The sequence below is a fragment of the Atlanticothrix silvestris CENA357 genome (genome assembly GCF_016056295.1).
GTDB classification, from domain to species: Bacteria; Cyanobacteriota; Cyanobacteriia; order Cyanobacteriales; family Nostocaceae; genus Atlanticothrix; species Atlanticothrix silvestris.
Map to the genome: position 1 here is coordinate 91,561 of NZ_JAECZB010000004.1, position 17,634 is coordinate 109,194.

17 protein-coding genes and 1 pseudogene are annotated in these 17,634 nt (G+C 42.9%); 8 read left to right on the plus strand and 10 right to left on the minus strand.

Going from position 1 to position 17,634, the window contains the following annotated elements; genetic code table 11:
- The first annotated feature begins 3 nt into the window (after window positions 1-3).
- Both I8751_RS03525 and I8751_RS03530 read left to right on the plus strand, forming a co-directional pair.
- Window positions 4-888, plus strand: a complete 885-nt coding sequence (locus tag I8751_RS03525; RefSeq protein ID WP_214437777.1) for a carbohydrate ABC transporter permease — start codon at window positions 4-6, stop codon at window positions 886-888.
- Window positions 889-996: 108 nt separating this feature from the next.
- Window positions 997-2,097, plus strand: coding sequence for an ABC transporter ATP-binding protein (locus tag I8751_RS03530; protein WP_214437778.1), 1,101 nt, complete (start codon window positions 997-999; stop codon window positions 2,095-2,097).
- Here the strand turns inward: I8751_RS03530 and I8751_RS03535 are convergent.
- Window positions 2,066-2,377 (minus strand): hypothetical protein, encoded by a 312-nt coding sequence (locus I8751_RS03535; RefSeq protein ID WP_214437779.1) that lies wholly within the window; start codon window positions 2,375-2,377, stop codon window positions 2,066-2,068. The two genes, I8751_RS03530 and I8751_RS03535, sit on opposite strands and share 32 nt — an antisense overlap.
- A gap of 68 nt (window positions 2,378-2,445) precedes the next feature.
- On the opposite strand from I8751_RS03535, the gene I8751_RS03540 reads away from it, so the two are divergent.
- Entirely contained in the window at window positions 2,446-2,604 is a 159-nt protein-coding gene (locus I8751_RS03540) for a hypothetical protein (protein WP_214437780.1), read from the plus strand.
- Between the two features lie 155 nt (window positions 2,605-2,759).
- Here I8751_RS03540 and I8751_RS03545 read toward each other — a convergent pair whose 3' ends face one another.
- Together I8751_RS03545 and I8751_RS03550 are read right to left on the minus strand one after the other, a co-directional pair.
- Window positions 2,760-2,978, minus strand: coding sequence for a hypothetical protein (locus tag I8751_RS03545; RefSeq protein WP_214437781.1), 219 nt, complete (start codon window positions 2,976-2,978; stop codon window positions 2,760-2,762).
- A 242-nt stretch (window positions 2,979-3,220) separates the two neighbouring features.
- Window positions 3,221-4,153, minus strand: a complete 933-nt coding sequence (locus I8751_RS03550; RefSeq protein WP_214437838.1) for a 1-aminocyclopropane-1-carboxylate deaminase/D-cysteine desulfhydrase — start codon at window positions 4,151-4,153, stop codon at window positions 3,221-3,223.
- Window positions 4,154-4,429: 276 nt separating this feature from the next.
- Here I8751_RS03550 and I8751_RS03555 point away from each other — a divergent pair, with 276 nt between their 5' ends.
- From I8751_RS03555 to I8751_RS03565, 3 genes are read left to right on the plus strand one after another with little or no spacing between them, the layout of a single operon-like run.
- On the plus strand, window positions 4,430-6,466 hold the full coding sequence (locus I8751_RS03555) for a sensor histidine kinase (protein WP_214437782.1): 2,037 nt from the start codon (window positions 4,430-4,432) through the stop codon (window positions 6,464-6,466).
- Window positions 6,454-6,930 (plus strand): response regulator, encoded by a 477-nt coding sequence (locus I8751_RS03560; protein WP_214437783.1) that lies wholly within the window; start codon window positions 6,454-6,456, stop codon window positions 6,928-6,930. The genes I8751_RS03555 and I8751_RS03560 overlap by 13 nt, the downstream gene beginning before the upstream one ends.
- On the plus strand, window positions 6,930-8,900 hold the full coding sequence (locus tag I8751_RS03565; protein ID WP_214437784.1) for a hybrid sensor histidine kinase/response regulator: 1,971 nt from the start codon (window positions 6,930-6,932) through the stop codon (window positions 8,898-8,900). Before I8751_RS03560 ends, I8751_RS03565 begins: the two co-directional genes overlap by 1 nt.
- Before the next feature lie 150 nt (window positions 8,901-9,050).
- Here the strand turns inward: I8751_RS03565 and I8751_RS03570 are convergent, their stop codons facing one another.
- Entirely contained in the window at window positions 9,051-9,965 is a 915-nt protein-coding gene (locus tag I8751_RS03570) for an all3515 family Zur-repressed PEP-CTERM protein (RefSeq protein WP_214437785.1), read from the minus strand.
- A gap of 78 nt (window positions 9,966-10,043) precedes the next feature.
- Between I8751_RS03570 and I8751_RS03575 the strand changes: the two are divergent.
- Window positions 10,044-10,170, plus strand: a pseudogene (locus I8751_RS03575) (transposase); the annotation flags it as partial.
- A gap of 371 nt (window positions 10,171-10,541) precedes the next feature.
- On the opposite strand, the gene I8751_RS03580 reads toward I8751_RS03575, so the two are convergent.
- Entirely contained in the window at window positions 10,542-11,399 is an 858-nt protein-coding gene (locus tag I8751_RS03580) for an SDR family NAD(P)-dependent oxidoreductase (protein WP_214437786.1), read from the minus strand.
- Window positions 11,396-11,692 (minus strand): hypothetical protein, encoded by a 297-nt coding sequence (locus I8751_RS03585; protein WP_225893931.1) that lies wholly within the window; start codon window positions 11,690-11,692, stop codon window positions 11,396-11,398. The genes I8751_RS03580 and I8751_RS03585 overlap by 4 nt, the downstream gene beginning before the upstream one ends.
- 348 nt (window positions 11,693-12,040) lie before the next feature.
- On the opposite strand from I8751_RS03585, the gene I8751_RS03590 reads away from it, so the two are divergent.
- Window positions 12,041-13,705 (plus strand): choice-of-anchor I family protein, encoded by a 1,665-nt coding sequence (locus I8751_RS03590; RefSeq protein ID WP_214437787.1) that lies wholly within the window; start codon window positions 12,041-12,043, stop codon window positions 13,703-13,705.
- Between the two features lie 106 nt (window positions 13,706-13,811).
- Here the strand turns inward: I8751_RS03590 and I8751_RS03595 are convergent, their stop codons facing one another.
- The 4 genes from I8751_RS03595 to I8751_RS03610 form a co-directional block, all read right to left on the minus strand.
- The gene (locus I8751_RS03595) at window positions 13,812-15,254 is read right to left on the minus strand and encodes a sensor histidine kinase (RefSeq protein ID WP_214437788.1); all 1,443 of its coding nucleotides are present in this window, start codon (window positions 15,252-15,254) and stop codon (window positions 13,812-13,814) included.
- Window positions 15,251-15,628 (minus strand): response regulator transcription factor, encoded by a 378-nt coding sequence (locus I8751_RS03600; RefSeq protein WP_214437789.1) that lies wholly within the window; start codon window positions 15,626-15,628, stop codon window positions 15,251-15,253. Before I8751_RS03600 ends, I8751_RS03595 begins: the two co-directional genes overlap by 4 nt.
- A gap of 207 nt (window positions 15,629-15,835) precedes the next feature.
- Complete coding sequence (gene glsA / locus I8751_RS03605; protein WP_214437790.1) at window positions 15,836-16,870, minus strand: glutaminase A; 1,035 nt, start codon at window positions 16,868-16,870, stop codon at window positions 15,836-15,838.
- Window positions 16,871-16,902: 32 nt separating this feature from the next.
- Window positions 16,903-17,619, minus strand: a complete 717-nt coding sequence (locus I8751_RS03610) for a class I SAM-dependent methyltransferase (RefSeq protein ID WP_214437791.1) — start codon at window positions 17,617-17,619, stop codon at window positions 16,903-16,905.
- Between the last annotated feature and the right edge of the window lie 15 nt (window positions 17,620-17,634).

Sequence of the window (17,634 nt, forward strand, 5' to 3'; positions counted from 1 at the left end):
CCCATGAGTTCAACTCCACAAGCAGTTTCAACAACTCCAAAACGAACAGAGAAAACCAGATTTTCTCTGAAAAAAATCTTGCTGCTTATAGCAGTTGCATTAGTAATGTTATTCAGCCTAGCGCCAGTCTTATGGCAATTGCTGACCTCGTTTAAAGTTAACGAAGATATTGCCGCCGTTCCTACGGTTTATTTTCCGACGCGATTCACTTTCAGTCATTACATTGAATTATTCACCCGTCGTCCATTTTGGCGCTACATCTTTAACAGCGCTTTTGTATCGATTACTTCTACAGCTTTAGCTTTAGCGATCGGAGCGCCCGCTGCATACGCGCTGGCACGGTTACGCCCTTGGGGTGAACAATTTATCCTCGCCAGCATTCTAATCGTTACCTTATTTCCTGGAATTCTGTTGTTCTTGGGACTGTTAGAAATTATCCAAGCCCTTAGATTGGGCAACAATTATTTGGCGCTGATTATACCCTACACTGCCATTAATTTGCCGCTGACAATTTTAGTACTCAAAAGCTTCTTTCAACAATTGCCCAAAGACTTAGAAGATTCTGCAAAAGTCGATGGTTACAACACCTTGCAACTACTGTGGCAAATCGTTTTGCCTATGACCCTTCCTGCCTTAGTGACGACTGGAATTCTCACCTTTATTTTTGCCTGGAACGAGTTTATCTTCGCTTTAACGTTTATCACCCGTGAAGAATTGAAGACGATTCCCGTTGCTGCTGCTCAGTTGGGTGGTGCAACAGTATTTGAAATTCCTTACGGTGCGATCGCTGCTGCTACTGTTGTGGGGACATTACCCCTGGTTTTACTAGTTTTGTTTTTCCAGCGCCGGATTGTCCAAGGTCTGACCGCTGGTGCTGTCAAAGGATGAGGGAGACAAATCAATTCAAAATTCAAAATGAAGAATCCATACTTCTGCCTCCTGACCACTAACAACTGACAACTGACAACTGACAACTGACCACTGACAATTAGAAAAATGGCTAAACTCGAACTCACAAACCTGAATAAAACCTACAATCCTAAAGTCATCCCTGTCAAAGACGTTAGTTTGACTGTAGATAACCATGAGTTTCTCACTTTACTTGGCCCTTCCGGCTGTGGCAAATCCACCGTTCTACGGATGATTGCGGGTCTTGAAGAACCTACTCGCGGTCAGATTAAGATTGGGGAAATGGATGTCACCCATAAGCCAGCAGGCGATCGCAACATTGCGATGGTATTTCAAAGCTATGCACTCTATCCCCACATGACGGTATACGAAAATCTCGCTTCTGGACTCAAGCTCAAAAAAGTACCATTAGCAGAAATTAAACGGCGAGTGGCAGAAGTGGCAGAAGTTTTAGGATTAGCAGAGTTAATGAACCGTAAGCCAGGTCAGATGTCTGGAGGTCAAAGGCAGCGGGTTGCGGTCGGTCGTGCTTTGGTGCGTAATGCCGATGTGTACCTGTTAGATGAACCATTAAGTAACCTGGATGCACTGCTGCGAGAGCGAGTCAGAGCCGACCTCAAGCAAATTTTTGCCGTACAAAAAGTCCCAGTGGTCTACGTCACTCACGACCAAACAGAAGCGATGACGCTATCCACGAAAGTAGCTTTGCTCAACGATGGCTATGTCCAGCAACTTGATCCGCCTGAACTCATCTATAACCATCCAGCTAATCTATTTGTGGCTGGATTTGTTGGTAGTCCTCAAATGAATTTGCTGACTCTACCTTGTAAGGAAAGATACGCTACACTGGGTAACTTCCAAGTAGTTCTTCCAGATATACCAACTATACCACCCCAGATTGTTTTGGGAATCCGTCCAGAAGATGTCCGTATTGCTCAACTAGGTGATACCCAGACTATCCAAGGGCGAGTGTATCTAGTAGAAAATTTGGGTATGCATTATTTGCTCAGTGTCAGAGTTGAAGGTTCACAAAACGAAGCGATTACGGTACGTGCTTTGTTATCAACAGACCAAAATTGGAGTGACGAGGATATTACATTAGCATTGCCTCCGGAGCATATTCACTGGTTTGATGTTCAATCAGGACATGCTCTTGTCAGGAGGCAAATGTTAGGTATGAAGGGTTAGGGCGTTTTTCAAAGTTGTCGTATCCTAAAAAGATGTAGTTTCGTAGTACACTAGCGATCGCTTCGTAGCAAAACTGTTTTGAAAAACCAAACCGATCATTGAATTCAGTTTTGTAGACGCGGTAAATTCTGAGGCAAGCTCCATTGACATAGACGAGTTTGTAGCCAGTGATTTCGATGATCTCTGCATTGGAATCTGTTGCAGGCAGAAGTAGCTTTTCGCAGCATTCGCCCCAGTCATCTGCTTGAAGCGGAGGTACAGTCGTTGTAACGTGTGCCATTATTAAGTGATTTGTTGTGGTGAAGTGACGATCGCATATACAGCAGATCGCCTTTCTCTTTCAGGGCTATGCCGCTACTGCTTGCCTTACTCCCAGTGATGCGATCGCACTCTCCTCTCAAATCCTCAAAGTATATTCCCAAGCGGCTGCTGAATCGAGTTCAGGAGATGAAGCGGGAGAAGGCGGCTGTCAATGAAAGGGATTTTGCAAGTGTTGGGGGTGTTTAAATCATCAAAGCAGAATAAGGGCAAACGCACAAACCATTGCTTTGCTATTAAAGGATTCTTATAGTTTAGATGTATTCACCCTGGTTCAATACCTAGTTAGTAAGCCAGGGAGTTGCCCCTCTGACTTTCCTCAATCCTACATAAAGAGTTAATTATCAATCAGGAAAGATACCTTGAGCTTTAAACCATCCAGACCAGCCGCCTCGATGAAAACCAGGAGGCGGTGTAGCTTCTGATGGACTAGGTAGTCCAGGGATATGTCCACCTTGGATTTGATGGCACTCATCAACAGTAAGCTCTCGTAAGTAGATTTCTGGAACAGAAGATAAGTCAAGGACAGATAGTTTTAGTCCTTCAAAGTTTACTTCAGACATTTTTTTCCTACATAAAATTGAATTATTTGACTGAGCAATAGAATTTATTTGCTCTATTAGCAGATACATCTGTCAACCCACAAATTCCAGATTTTTCCCTACAATCCTCAAAGTTTTATGTACCAGACAAACCAAAAGACTAAGAGCTGATTCGTAAAGTAAATATTAAGCACCTAAGCATGAGACGAAGCAAATAACCATAAATCATGGCTTCACTGACTTCTGAATTAACCTCATAATTTTTACTCAATCGGCTCCTTCATTCCGATATTGCCTTGTAAGCCTCCAGTATGTACCAACAACAAGCGATCGCCTGGAGGGAAAAATCCCTGCTGTAATAAATCCATCACCCCGTAAAACATTTTGGCGGTATATACATAATCAAGAGGTACGCCGTGTTTTTGCTGAAACTGCTGGCTGAACATTAGTAGTTCATTGTTGACTTTTGCATAGCCGCCAAAGTGGTAATTACATATTAGTTGCCAATGTGTCGAAGAGTGATTAGGTATAGGTAGACCAGAAGCCAAGTAATTATTTAATAAACTGTCGATTTCTTGTGTGAGAAACTCTCCATTTTTCAGTACAGGAAAAGCGATCGCTCTTTGCCCTGGATGCAGCGAAAGTGTAATCCCAGCTAAGCTTGTACCCGTACCGCAAGCTACACATATAGTGTCATAAGCCGCTGTATCACTAATGATTTCGGTACAGCCGCGTACACCGTTTAAGTTACTACCACCTTCGGGGATTACAAATACTTCACCAAAGCGTTGCTGTAAATCTTGCTGTAACTTTGGCGTATTTCGCTGTCGGTAAGTCTCACGATTCATGTACACAAGCTGCATACCCTGCTGTACAGCAAAACTCAAGGTAGGGTTTAGCGGTAGCTTCTGTTCTCCACGGATGACACCAATGGTGCGGAAACCCAAAAGATTTCCAGCCGCCGCAGTCGCAAAAATATGGTTGGAATAAGCGCCGCCAAAGGTAAGCAGCGTTGTGAAGTTTTTTTGTTTGGCCTCCAAAAGATTGTACTTGAGCTTAAACCACTTGTTACCGTTAACTAAAAGGTGCATGAGGTCGAGACGCAATACATATAATTCAACACCAGCACGAAGAGCGATCACACTGTTAATTTGCTGTGTAGGAGGAGGTAAAATAGTTAAGACTTTATCCTTCATTTGACGATTTACCTCTAAAGATAGACAAATGCTTCTATCTACTGGCTGATAATTAAGCATAGCGGATGCTATATTTCAGTTGACCCTTCTCTACCAAATGTTAAGCGTAGCTTGCTTAAACGTAGGGGTAATACTTCGCTTGGCGTTGACCTTTTTTAATTTTTAATTCCCCGTAGGGGCTTGACTCTATATCTTCTGCCGTAACCGAAGTGCAAGAATGTGGACAGAAGCTTCTCAACAAATAAAATATTTTTCTGAAGCGGAGTCGAGATTTAGATGACTGAAGCCAAGGCAGCAATTTTTAACGACTTCTTAAATAGGGGTGGTGAAATAAAGATGCTGATGCAGAGCATCAATTGGGCTGCTACACCGATTGGATCTGCAAAAAGTTGGTTACAGAGCTTACGAACCTCCATCAGCATTTGTCTGGGGTCTCCCTTGCCAATGATGCTTTTCTGGGGTGCAGATTTAGTGCAGTTTTATGATGATGCTTATCGTCCCCTTTTGGGAACCAAACATCCCAGCGCATTGGGACAACGAGCGCAAGAGTGTTGGTACCAAACATGGGATGTGATGGAACCTATACTGGCAGGGGTTTTAATTACAGGTCAAGCAACGTGTTTAGAGAACCAGCTACGTTTGGTTAATCGCTATGGCTACGTTGAGGAATGCTACTTCACCTTTTGTTATAGCCCCATTGAAGATGAAACGGGAGCGATCGCGGGGATATTGCTGGTAGCCACAGAAACCACAGCGTTTGTCAATGCCACAAAGCAGACGGAGCATGAGACCCTAAAAGCCGAAGCAGCCCAACTTCGCTTGATCACAGACACATTGCCAGTTCTGATCTCTTTTGTAGATGCAGAACAACGTTACCGCTTCAACAACCGAGAGTATGAAATATGGTTTGGGCATTCAGCAACGGAAGTTTATGGCAAGTATCTTTGGGAAGTCTTGGGTGAATCTGCCTATGAAGCCATTCGTCCTTATGTAGAACAGGTATTGACAGGACAGCAAGTTACCTATGAGACCCAAGTGCCTTATAGATATGGTGGCACGCGCTACATTAAATGTACTTATGTACCTCGGTTCAACAGTCAGGGAACCGTTGAAGGGTTTGTGGCATTAGTCAGCGATATTAGCGAACGCAAGCAAGCTGAAGCGGCGTTGAGTGAAAGTGAAGCCCGCTTTCGTCAGATGACCGATGCTGCTCCTATACTGGTTTGGATGTCTGGTACTGACAAGCTTTGTAACTACTTTAATCAAACTTGGCTAGACTTTACCGGAAGGACTTTGGAGCAAGAGATGGGCAACGGGTGGACACAAGGAGTTCACCCCGATGATTTTCAGTATTACTTAGACACATATACTAATGCTTTTGATGCCAGACAAAATTTTAAAATGGAATATCGCCTCAGAAGTTTTGATGGCGAATACTGTTGGATTTTGGATGCTGGTGTCCCTCGATTTGCAACTAATGGAGAATTTCTTGGCTATATCGGTTCGTGTGTAGACATCCAAGAGCGCAAGCAAGCTGAAATGGAAATTTGGCAATTCAAAGAAAGCCTGGAGCAAGGAATTCAAGAGCGCACTGCTCAATTAAAAGCTGCTAATCAGGAATTGGAATCTTTTTCTTATTCAGTTTCGCACGACTTACGCGCACCATTACGCCACATTGCCGGATTTGTAGAACTGCTGCAAAAGCGGCTAAAATCAGCGAATTTAGATGAAACCAGTCAGCGCTATTTACGAACGATCGCCGCCACTGCTAAACAAGCAGGTATCCTAATCGATGAGTTGCTGACATTTTCACGCATGGGACGCACTGAGATGCGCTACATCAACTTAAATATGAAGCAATTAGTAAGAGATGTTAAGCGCGACCTAGTGACAGAAACCAAAGGACGCACAATTCATTGGCAGATCGAATCACTACCAGAAGTGCAGGGCGACCCCTCAATGCTGCGCCTTGTTCTTTACAATCTAATAGGCAATGCCGTTAAATATACCCAGACTCAAAACCCAGCAAAAATTACTGTTGGAAGTACTGATGATGAAAACGAAGTTGTCTTTTTTGTGCAAGATAACGGCGTTGGCTTTAACATGCAATATGTACACAAGCTGTTTGGAGTATTTCAACGCCTGCATACTGACCCACAATTTGAAGGTACAGGTGTGGGATTGGCCAACGTGCAGCGCATTATTCATCGGCATAATGGTCGAGTCTGGGCAGAGGGCGTAGTTGGTAACGGAGCTACCTTCTATTTCTCACTGCCTAAGTTGTTGAGACAGGAGAAGGAATGCAAGAACTGAAGCGAATTTTGCTGATTGAAGACAGTGCCAATGATGTAGAGTTGGTACTAACTGCTCTATCAGAAAACCATCTTGCCAATGAAGTAGTGGTGCTACGTGATGGAGAGGAAGCATTAGATTATCTTTATCGACGAAGAATGTTCCGATTACGCATGGAGGGCCATCCTGTTGTCGTGCTGCTCGATTTGAAATTACCTAAAATCGATGGGCTTGAAGTACTGGCACAACTCAAATCTGACCCCAAAATGCGATCAATTCCTATAGTAGTATTAACTTCTTCACGAGAAGAACCAGACTTAGTTAGATGCTACGAGTTAGGTGTTAATGCTTATGTTGTTAAACCTGTAGATTACCATGATTTTGTTGATGCCATTAAGGGTGTGGGGCTGTTTTGGGCAGTGATTAATCAGCCTCCTCTAGGCGCTTTATCTTCTGCACCTAAGCGTTTACAGGAGAGTAACTGATGAGTTGCCTGCATTTCCTACTGTTAGAAGACAGTCTGTTAGATGCAGAACTGATCCAAGTGATTTTAACCGAAGGGGGAATTAATTGTGAACTGTTAAGAGTCGAAACTAGTGCTGAGTTTCTCGCAGCTTTGGAAACAAAGACTTTCAGCTTAATTCTTGCCGATTATGACCTACCATCTTTTGATGGTATCTCTGCCCTAGACATTGTGCGCCATCGCTGTCCAGATATTCCTTTTATCTTTGTCTCTGGGGTGTTGGGTGAAGAATTGGCAATTGAAGCTTTAAAAAACGGTGCTACCGATTATGTATTAAAACAACGATTAGGGCGTTTAATCCCCTCTGTACAACGGGCATTACGGGAAGCCCAAGAGCGCCGCGATCGCCAACGTGCAGAAGAGTCTTTACAACAGAGTGAAGCTAAGTATCGCCAAATTGTTGATACCTCTTATGAAGGCATCTGGATGATTGACGCTCAAGGGCGCACAGAATTTGTCAATCAGCGAATGTCACAAATGTTAGGTTATCCAACCGAAGAAATACTCGGCCGTTCCTTGTTTGATTTTATCGAACAGACTGATGGGATGGCTGCTCAAGAACAACTAAAGTGGCTGACAACCCAAGGCAGTGATCTTAAAGAAGGTCGATGGCGTTGCAAAGATGGTTCCTATATCTGGACACTAATTTCTGCTAGAGCCATTTTTAATGAACAAAGTCAGTTTTTGGGTGCGATCGCCATGCTAACTGACATTACTGATCGCAAGGAAGTTGAAAAAGAACGTGAATATCTGCTAGAGCGTGAACAAGCAGCACGAACAGAAGCAGAGACAGCTAACCGCATCAAAGATGAGTTTTTGGCGGTACTTTCCCATGAGTTGCGATCGCCATTGAATCCGATTTTAGGTTGGGCAAGACTCTTGCAAAGCCGTAAATTTGATGAAACAGCCCTCAACAAAGCACTAGCAACCATTGAACGCAATGCCAAATTACAAGCTCAACTAATTGAAGACTTGCTGGATGTTTCTCGCATTCTCCAAGGTAAACTTAATCTCAACATGGCATCAATTGATCTGGCATTAACTATTGAAGCGGCAATGGAAACGGTGCGTTTGGCAGCAGAGGCTAAGTCCATTCAGATTCAAACGATGCTTGACCCTAATGTTAGACAAGTTTTGGGTGATGCAGCGCGTTTGCAGCAAATCCTCTGGAATCTGTTATCGAATGCTGTCAAATTCACACCCGACGAAGGACAAGTAAATGTGCGATTGGATTGCATCAACACTTATGCCGAAATTACTGTGAGCGACACGGGTAAAGGCATCAATTCTGAGTTTCTGCCTTATGTGTTTGATTATTTCCGCCAAGCTGACAGTAAGACTACTAGAAAATTTGGTGGTCTGGGGCTAGGTTTAGCGATTACCCGTCGCTTAGTCGAGATGCATGGCGGCACAATTGAGGTGACAAGTCCAGGAGAGGGACAAGGATCTGTTTTTACAGTTAGGCTACCGCTAATTAAGGACAGTGCCATCATCAAGGATACAACGAAGGTCAATTCGACAAATTTGCCTGCTGCTGATTCCCCTCTCATGGGTATACAAATTTTAGTTGTGGATGACAATACTGACACCCGTGATTTTTTCAGCTTTGTATTGGAGCAGTTTGGTGCATTTGTAACCGCAGTAACTTCAGCCACTGAGGCATTACAAGCGCTAGCACAAGCAAAACCAGATATCTTGATCAGCGATATTGGGATGCCAGAGATGAACGGTTATATGCTAATACAACAAGTGCGCGCTATAGAAGCAGAACAAGGGGAACAAAAGATACCAGCGATCGCCCTAACTGCTTATGCCAGCGAAATTGATCAACAGCAGGCACTAGCAGCAGGATTTCAGCAGCACCTTGCCAAACCTGTAGCCCCAGAAGAATTGCTCGCTGCAATTTCTAGTTTATTACAGCCAAAAACCTAGTGATTAAGCTGTTATGCAGCTTAATTGTGTAATATGAATTAAGTAACGAAGTAACAATAAAGTCATAAAATTTTAACATTAACATTATCTTCGGTGTAAACGTAATATGGAGATGTAGCTAGCTACATCTCTAAAGTATTGGTAGATTTTTTAGCCTTTGACGTAACGTTTCTTGAGTCGAGATAAAGAAACGCCTAATAAACTAACCAAGCTCAAAGCTACTGTATTTGATGGTTCTGGTACTTTTGCAACTTCAAAATCAAAACTGAATGTCCCAGATTCTCCAAAAGGAGTACGGTTGTTATCAGTAGCTAAGTCTACAAGTTTGAACGTGGCTGAGTAATTTCCCAAAGGTGCAGTGGCATTAGTCCAAAAAGTCGGTATAAATGAAAAATCATCGCCACTGCCAATTGTATAGATCTCGCCAACGCTGTTGAGAATATTAACTCCATCTGAGTCAGCAATATTCAATCCATTGCTGATAGATAGCAATTGTAAACCAATATTTGCACCTTCAAGAGACTGCTGCCAGCGATTGTTAGAACTATTGAACAGATACTGGTCTTCTAGTTCTGAAGAATTTTTGAGTGATGTTACAGCTTGGATGTTCAAGTTGCTGTATTCCTCATTTGTGGGGCTGCTAATCAAGCGGCCAGTATAAATCCCTGTACCGGGCGACAATTTCAAAGATGGTAGTCCTGTGTAAGGTTCGGGAATGCGGTTATTTGTATTAGTTGCAGCAATGCTTGGGTTATCTACAGATCCTGAATAACTATAAGTCCCAATCCCGTGAAAATGGTTAGTTGTGGGGTCTTCTTCTTGATGTGCAAATAGGAGTGTCAGCCGATTGTAGTTGGGGTTTTCCAAGCCAGTATATATGCCTCGGTTGAGAATATCTAAACCATCTAATCCAATGAAATATTCAGTGTGGCCATGGTTATGATCATCACTGTGGGCTTGTGCTGGTGCAACAGCACTAGATAAAGCTAGAGGTACAGCAACTATAAAACTGATAGCAAGGGAGGTTGTTTGCTTTCTTGAGCAGGTAGTATTTTTGGAAACCACTACGCTTGTCCATTAGTAAATGATATTGATAATGATTATCACAAAAACTTTCTGTCTGTCAATTTAAAGTCTAAACCCCGTCGCAACATGAAAAACAAGCTGATGCAACTTCATGACAAACTTTTATCCCGTAAACGCGAGGGTTATTGAGACTATTAACAATCAACTCAAAAACATTTCTCAGATTGAACACTCTCGGCATCGCATCGCAGCCCAGTCAATTTTTGCCAGGACTTACGCAAAATTATGAAAAAACGTAGACGCGCCTTCTTCGGCTTCCCGCAGGGTAGGACACGTAAAGCCTGCGGCATAGCTACGCTTAGCGCGCAGCGTCTAGCAGAGAAGTAAAGAGGTTTTAGAGAGTTATTCGTAAGTTCTATTTGCGTTAATGTTCTGTGGTCTCTGCAAAATCGATACTGTTCAATTCTGGCTTTGTGGTGTTTTTGCAATTGCTCTCATTCACAGCTATGCGTTGGAGAGAGAAGCGATCGCCCCTTACCCACATCCTTTCAACTACGCTCTCACCAATATCTCGATTATTTCCCCACAGATCACCTTGAAATACAAGCCCAGTCCTTAAAACGCAACATCCGCAGCAATCTCCTGCCAACGAGTAGCCAAATCCTCCGCAGTAGAACTTTCAACAGCGGCAAGGTTTAATGGATAGTCCACGTTGTCTCGCTCGATCCAGCGCATGGCTGTGAATTGACCATTGCTTGCCCTTAATATAAATCCAGACTCTCGGCATTCTGGAGAAGCGAGATATAAAACTCCTGGAGCTACTTGTTCTGGTCGTAAATCTTCTGGTTTATCCTGGACATTCCACATCCGCGTTTTGGCAACTGGTGAAATCGCATTCACCAGAATACCATGCTCTTTGCCTTCAACCGCCAGCACGTTCATCAGACCAATCTGTGCCATTTTTCCCATAGCGTAAGCTGCAAGACCGCCCAGAGCATATTGCTGATAAATCGCTCTATCCGAAGTTGTCAACAAAATCCGTCCATAGTGTTGTTGCTTCATCCTTGGAAAGGCAGCTTGAGACAACCACGTTGGTGCTTGTATGTTGATGTTGATGGCGCGTTCTAGAAAATCAGGTGTCAGGTCTTGTACGGTCTGATAAGCAACCCATCCAGCATTGTGGATCAAGATATCAAGGCGATCGAACTTTTCTAGTGTCATTTCTACCAGGCTGCGGCAGTTGTCTCGACTGTCCAGGAGTACATCGCTGGCGATCGCAACTCCACCAGCTTCGCAAATTTTATTGGCGACATCAGCCGCCACATTGGGATCGAAACCAGTCCCCTCTTTGTTAACACCAGCATCGTGGATTACAACTCGCGCTCCTCTTTCTGCCAACAAACGAGCATAGGCTGCTCCTAAACCGCGTCCACTACCTGTAATAATAGCTACTTGATCGTCAAGTCGAATCATTTGCCTCTCTCCTGACTGAAATCCTGAACTTGAGTGGGCATAAGCACCATCTCATGACTCGCTCGCTCGTTGGCAACAAGTGCGATCGCCTCTGCGTGGCTATCTGTATAGTCTGTAGTGACAGTTACTTGCTGCCAACCATCTAAACTCGTTTTGACCGATTCCAGTTTGTCCTGAATCAGGCTCATAGTACCTGTGCCTAATGCTATATAGTCAATTAAAGCGCGAAGTTGCGCTGGTTCACAAGCCGTAGCCAGCAGGTAGTCGCCCTTTTTTAACACTGCTTCTGCCACGGCACGTCCGAACCCGGTTGAACAGCCTGTAATTAACCAAACTTTAGGAGCGACACGATAATAATATCTAAGGGATTAACGTAACGCGAATCTGTAAAGAATACGTGAAAATACGGCTTTTTACCTTTACTTAACCTAAAAATCCTATTTACTTAACCTTTTACCAATAGTTTGCAAATGTACCCCTAGTTGTTAGCCGTTTCTATCCTGCGTAACAGCTGCCGATAATGAAGCATTCCGCATAGCTACTTTACAGCTAAGTGGGTGTTCTTCGTGCGCTCAATTTGCGGTTAGGAGTATACCGCATCTGACATCTAAAAACTAAGCGTTCAATTATTTGTTGAGATTATGACCATCCAAAAGCTTATCGCCTTCATTGCTCCATCTGCCATTTTATTAGGAGTAATGACAGTTCCGGCTGAGGCAGTTTCGCTCAAACCTCTCGGCACTTATAATACAGGACTATTTGATGAGGGTGGTGCTGAAATTCCGACTTATGACCCGCTGACCCAACGCCTATTTGTGGTCAATGGAGGAGCGAAAACCATTGATGTTATCAGCATTAGTGATCCGACTAAGCCATCACTACTATCTAATATTGATATCACGCCATTCGGTGGAGGAGCTAACAGCGTTGTATTTAAGAATGGCTTGCTAGCAGCAGCAGTTGAAGCAGTGGTTCCTCAAGATCCTGGTAAAGTTGTGTTTTTTAACACTAATGGCGATTTCCTCAATTCTGTCACCGTAGGATCGCTACCTGACATGCTTACTTTTACACCGGATGGTACTCGCGTGCTGGTGGCAAATGAAGGTGAACCGAATAGTGACTACACAATTGACCCTGAAGGCTCAGTCAGCATTATTAATCTGGATGATTATAGTGTGATCAATGCTGGTTTTAGTCAGTTCAATAGCCAGATTGATCAGTTACGAAGTGCCGGAATACGAGTTTTCGGGCCTAATGCAACCGTAGCACAGGATGTAGAGCCAGAGTATATTACCGTCTCTGAAGATTCTACTAAAGCCTGGGTGTCGTTGCAGGAAAGCAACGCGATCGCAGTATTGGATCTGATTAAAAATGAGATAACCAATATTAACCCCTTGGGCTTTAAAGATTATAACCAGCCAGGAAATGGAATAGATGCTAGCGATCGCGATGACACTATTAACATTGCTAACTGGCCTGTATTAGGTATGTACCAACCCGATGCGATCGCTTCCTATACTGTCAATGGCAAGACTTACATTGTTACAGCCAATGAGGGCGATACCCGCGATTATGACGCTTTTAGCGAGGAGGTGCGATTGGGAAATAATGCTTATCAATTAGACCCGAACGCTTTCCCTAACGCTGAGGAGCTAAAGCTACCTGAAAATCTGGGTCGCCTAACAGTAACTAATACTTTGGGTGATATCGATGGCGATGGTCTATTTGAGCAGATATATGCTTTTGGAGGTCGCTCCTTCTCTATTTTAGAGTGGGATGAGGCTACTAAGACACTCAAACAAGTCTACGATAGTGGCGACGACTTTGAGCAAATTATTGCCCAACGCTTACCTAATTTCTTCAACTCTAATAACGATGAGAATAGCTTTGATACTCGCAGCGATGACAAGGGGCCAGAACCAGAGGACGTGAAAATTGCTGAAATTAACAATCGTTTTTACGCTTTTGTGGGACTGGAACGTGTCGGGGGTGTGATGACTTACGATGTTACTGATCCGTTTAACCCTGTTTTTATAGACTACGTAAACAACCGTGACTTCACCTCTGAAACAACCGTGAGTGGAGAAACTAACCCAGCTATCAAAGACTTAGGCCCAGAAGGTCTACTTTTCATCTCCGCTGCCAATAGCCCTAATGGCAAGCCGTTGTTGGTTGCGGCTAATGAAGTTAGTGGTACAACAACAATCTTCTCGATTGAGGCGAAATCTGTTCCCGAACCTGGAGCTATTTTTGGCTTACTAACAATTGGTGCAATGGGTATTATGAAATTCAAGCGAAAGCACTAAAATTGCACAAACTTTCGTGTAGCATCCCACGGCTTAGACTGCTTTAGCAAGCTAAGCCAAGACTCTTGAAGCCTGTTGGAAACAAATGTTTTGTTTCCAACAGATCTCAAAACATACTGCTTTTATTGTTGGCTTTCAATGGTAAATAAATCGTAAAAGTTGCCCCTTGATTTGCAGTGCTAATGGCTGTAATACTTCCTTGATGAGCTTCTATAATTCGTTTAGTAATAGCTAATCCTAAACCATTACTCTTACCTGTGCGTGAGGGGTCTGTCGTATAAAACTGTTCAAAAATTCGGGGCAAATCTTGCTCACTAATACCTTTTCCCTGATCTTGAATTTTGAGTATTGCTTGTTTATCGTCGCTGTACCCAGAAATAAAAACTTGAGAATCCGGTTGTGAGTGTTTAATGGCGTTATCCAACAAATTTAAAATTGCCTGTAATAAGCGCTCTGGATCACCTTGAATGAGTAAATCAGCTACTTTGAGCTGCACTGATACACCAGCAGCTAGCATTCTGGGTTCTATGGCATTAACAGCACGCTTAATCAGATTTGATAATGATACAGTTTGCTGTTCTAGTTGGCTAACTCCTGCTTCTAAGCGTCCTAAATCTAATAAGTCATGAATCAGTCGTGATAGACGTTTAGTTTCATTTTCAATTGTTTGGAAGAAGCGATCGCGCAATTGAGGTTCTTCATAAGCTCCGCCTTTAAGTGCATCTACTGTTACTTGAACATTACTAATAGGTGTGCGGAGTTCGTGAGAGACATTTGCGAGAAAAGTTCTCCGTTCATGTTCTAAGGAAGCCAATCTTTGACTCATCCGGTTGAGTTCTGCCGCCAACTGATCTAATTCATTATTTTCATGAATAGTTAAGGTATCGCCAAATTGACCACTACCCAGCCGAATTGCAAAGTTACGCATAATTTCAATCGGTCGAGAAAGACTGCGAGCAAAGCGAGTGCTAATCAATGCACACAACAAAATAGTTAATACTAAACTGCTCAGTACACTGGCAATTACTCTAGCAAACTGACGCTGAAACTGCTCTAATGTAATTGACATTCGCAACACACCCAAGAATTGACCATTACGCACAATGGGTCTGGCGATATATAAACGATCTCTAGATGATAAAACTCCTTTGGCAATCCCCTGTGCTGGACGTTTTTGCAGCGCTTGAGCCATTCCAGGAACTTTGTACCAGTCTTGAACTTGTTGATCTAATTTGGGATCAGAAGTAGCTAATAACCTACCTTGTTGATTGAAAATACGGAGTGTGATGTTTTGTGGTGCGCCATATCTCTGCACTAGCACTTTTACTCGTTGAACATTCTTTTCTTCTAGAGCATCCGCTACACTCTCGCTCAAAGCATTTGTCCAGTTTTCCATATCTACTTGTCGCGATCGCATAAAGTAGACATGGAAAGACCAAAGGATATAACTTGCCATGAGAGAAGTTCCCAAAACTATTAGCAGCAGGTAGGTAGCTAACAGTTTGGAGTGAATAGTATTCAATTTAATTGAACCCCACCAGCCTTTCATGTAGGCTGCTCTCCCGGACGACGACGTAACACTGCTTTAATGCGTGCTAATAGCTCACGGGTGTTGAATGGCTTGGTGACATAATCATCTGCTCCCGCTTCCAAGCCCCAAATTTTATCTATGTCTTGATCTTTAGCTGTCAGCATAACAATCGGGACATCTGAAAATGCCCGAATTCGCCAACAGACTTCCATCCCGCTTACTTCTGGCAACATCAAGTCCAGCAAAATTACATCCGGTACTTGCTTATGGAATTGTTTAATCGCACTCTGTCCATCTGCTACGGCCGTCACTGTATAGCCTTCTTTTTGTAAGCTATAAGTCAAACTTTCACATAGGGCTGCTTCATCATCTACCAGTAAGAGGTGGGGCATTTGTCTATTTAATTTAACATTAACTCCTAAGTTTAGCTTGACTAATGCGTGAGATTTTTGTCATCTCCCTGGAGGACGAGTATGGCTTTGTCTATGCAATTATTGCTGAAGTTGAAGCCAGGGCTGCACATCATGGTTATGTGCTTCTTCCCCCTTCTTTATAAAATATTGATTTCTTAATTACGAATTACGAATTACGAATTAGTATTATCTTGTCTCCTTTGCTTCCCTTGTATCTCCAATCCAATCTTTCAAAATATATTTTGGCTTGGCAAAATTAAATAGGTGCAAACCAAAATCTTGGGAAAGATTTTCACAAACTTTCATGCCTCGGACACTATTTCCCTTGGCATCTAATGGCGGTGAAAAAGTCCCAATCCCCAACTTACCCGGAACCACAGCGGTAATTCCTCCACCCACACCACTTTTAGCAGGTATTCCCACTCGGTAAGTCCATTCGCCAGAATAATCATACATACCACAAGTAAGCATGACACTGATGACATCTTGAACATAGCGCTCGTCAATTGCCCGTTCTTTGGTAATAGGGTTGATACCGCCATTGGCAAGAGTAGCAGCCATCATCGCTAAATCGCGGGTATTCACCAAAATCGAGCATTGCTGAAAATAGAGGTCAAGAGTTTCTTCGATGCGATCGCTGACTATGCCAAAATTGAGCATTAAGTAAGCCATTGCTCGGTTGCGATTTCCTGTTGCTTTTTCTGAAAGAAATACTGGAACGTTAATATTGTGTTCTCTGCCAGTGTAACGACGGAACATTTCCAACAGGCGTTTGAGACGTTCAGTAGCTCCTTTACCTTTGATTAAATCAGTAGTAGCGATCGCACCTGCATTAATCATGGGATTATAGGGACGATTCGTTTTTTTATCGAGAACAATCTCGTTAAATGCGTCTCCTGTTGGCTCAACACTCACTTTTTTATTTACTTCTTTTGGCAGGCGATCTTCTAGTGCTAAACCATAGACAAATGGTTTAGAAATCGATTGAATCGTAAATAATTGGTCGCAATCTCCAACCTCAAAAACTTGGCCATCTGTTGTCACTATGCAAATACCAAACCATTCTGGTTTAGCTAATGCCAGTTCTGGAATATAATTAGCAACAACACCTTTTTTGAGGGATTTATGCTTTTCGTATAAATCATTTAGATAGGAAAGAAATGGCGAAGCCACCGCCGGAATTGTACTAGCGAATAAGCGTAAATCGCCTGTGTTAACCATAAATGTTTCTCAATTCTTAATTCAAAATCAAATCAAAACTGCACTTTGTATAAATCGAATAATTCCCCTGATTGTCGCTTAACTATCTTAGCGCCAGCAGCTTTAATCGTTTTTTCCCACTCAGTCATAGGCTCTAAAAACACTTCAGCACCTAAATAAGTTTCTAGAACTGCCCAATCTTCCGCTAAAGGCTGTTCTGGATTGAGAATGTCAAAGACAAACTGCCCACCTGGTTTTAATACTCGTTTAACTTCTAACAACACAGCACTCCAATATTCCAATGGAAAGTAGCAGCTAAATCCCGTGGCGATCGCCAGATCAAACTGATCTATGGAATAGTTTAAGTGATGAGCTGGGCCTAATTCCACACCTTTGAACAGCTTTGAGTTTAACTGTGAACCACGGGAATTGAGAGTATCTCGTGCTATGTTACTAACTTCTTGTCCATAAAAAAATGCTTGCCAATCTCGCCAAGGATATATTAAAAAGCTGACACCGCAGCCAATATCTAAACAGTGTTGATTCTTTTGAGGTTGAGCAATTTCCCAGAAAGGAGAAACAATTCTGCCTGCTAATATGCCAGCAATCCATTCCTGATAAATTGGCATTTCCTGGACTTCTGCTGGTAATTCAAAGGTTTGACCTTCATACTGACGGTTAAAGCGATATGCTACTTGTGCTACTCTTTCTTGCCATTTGTCTGAGTGATGAGCATTGGTTACAGAATTTGAGAAGGGCTTTTTAGACATGAAGTCAATACTACT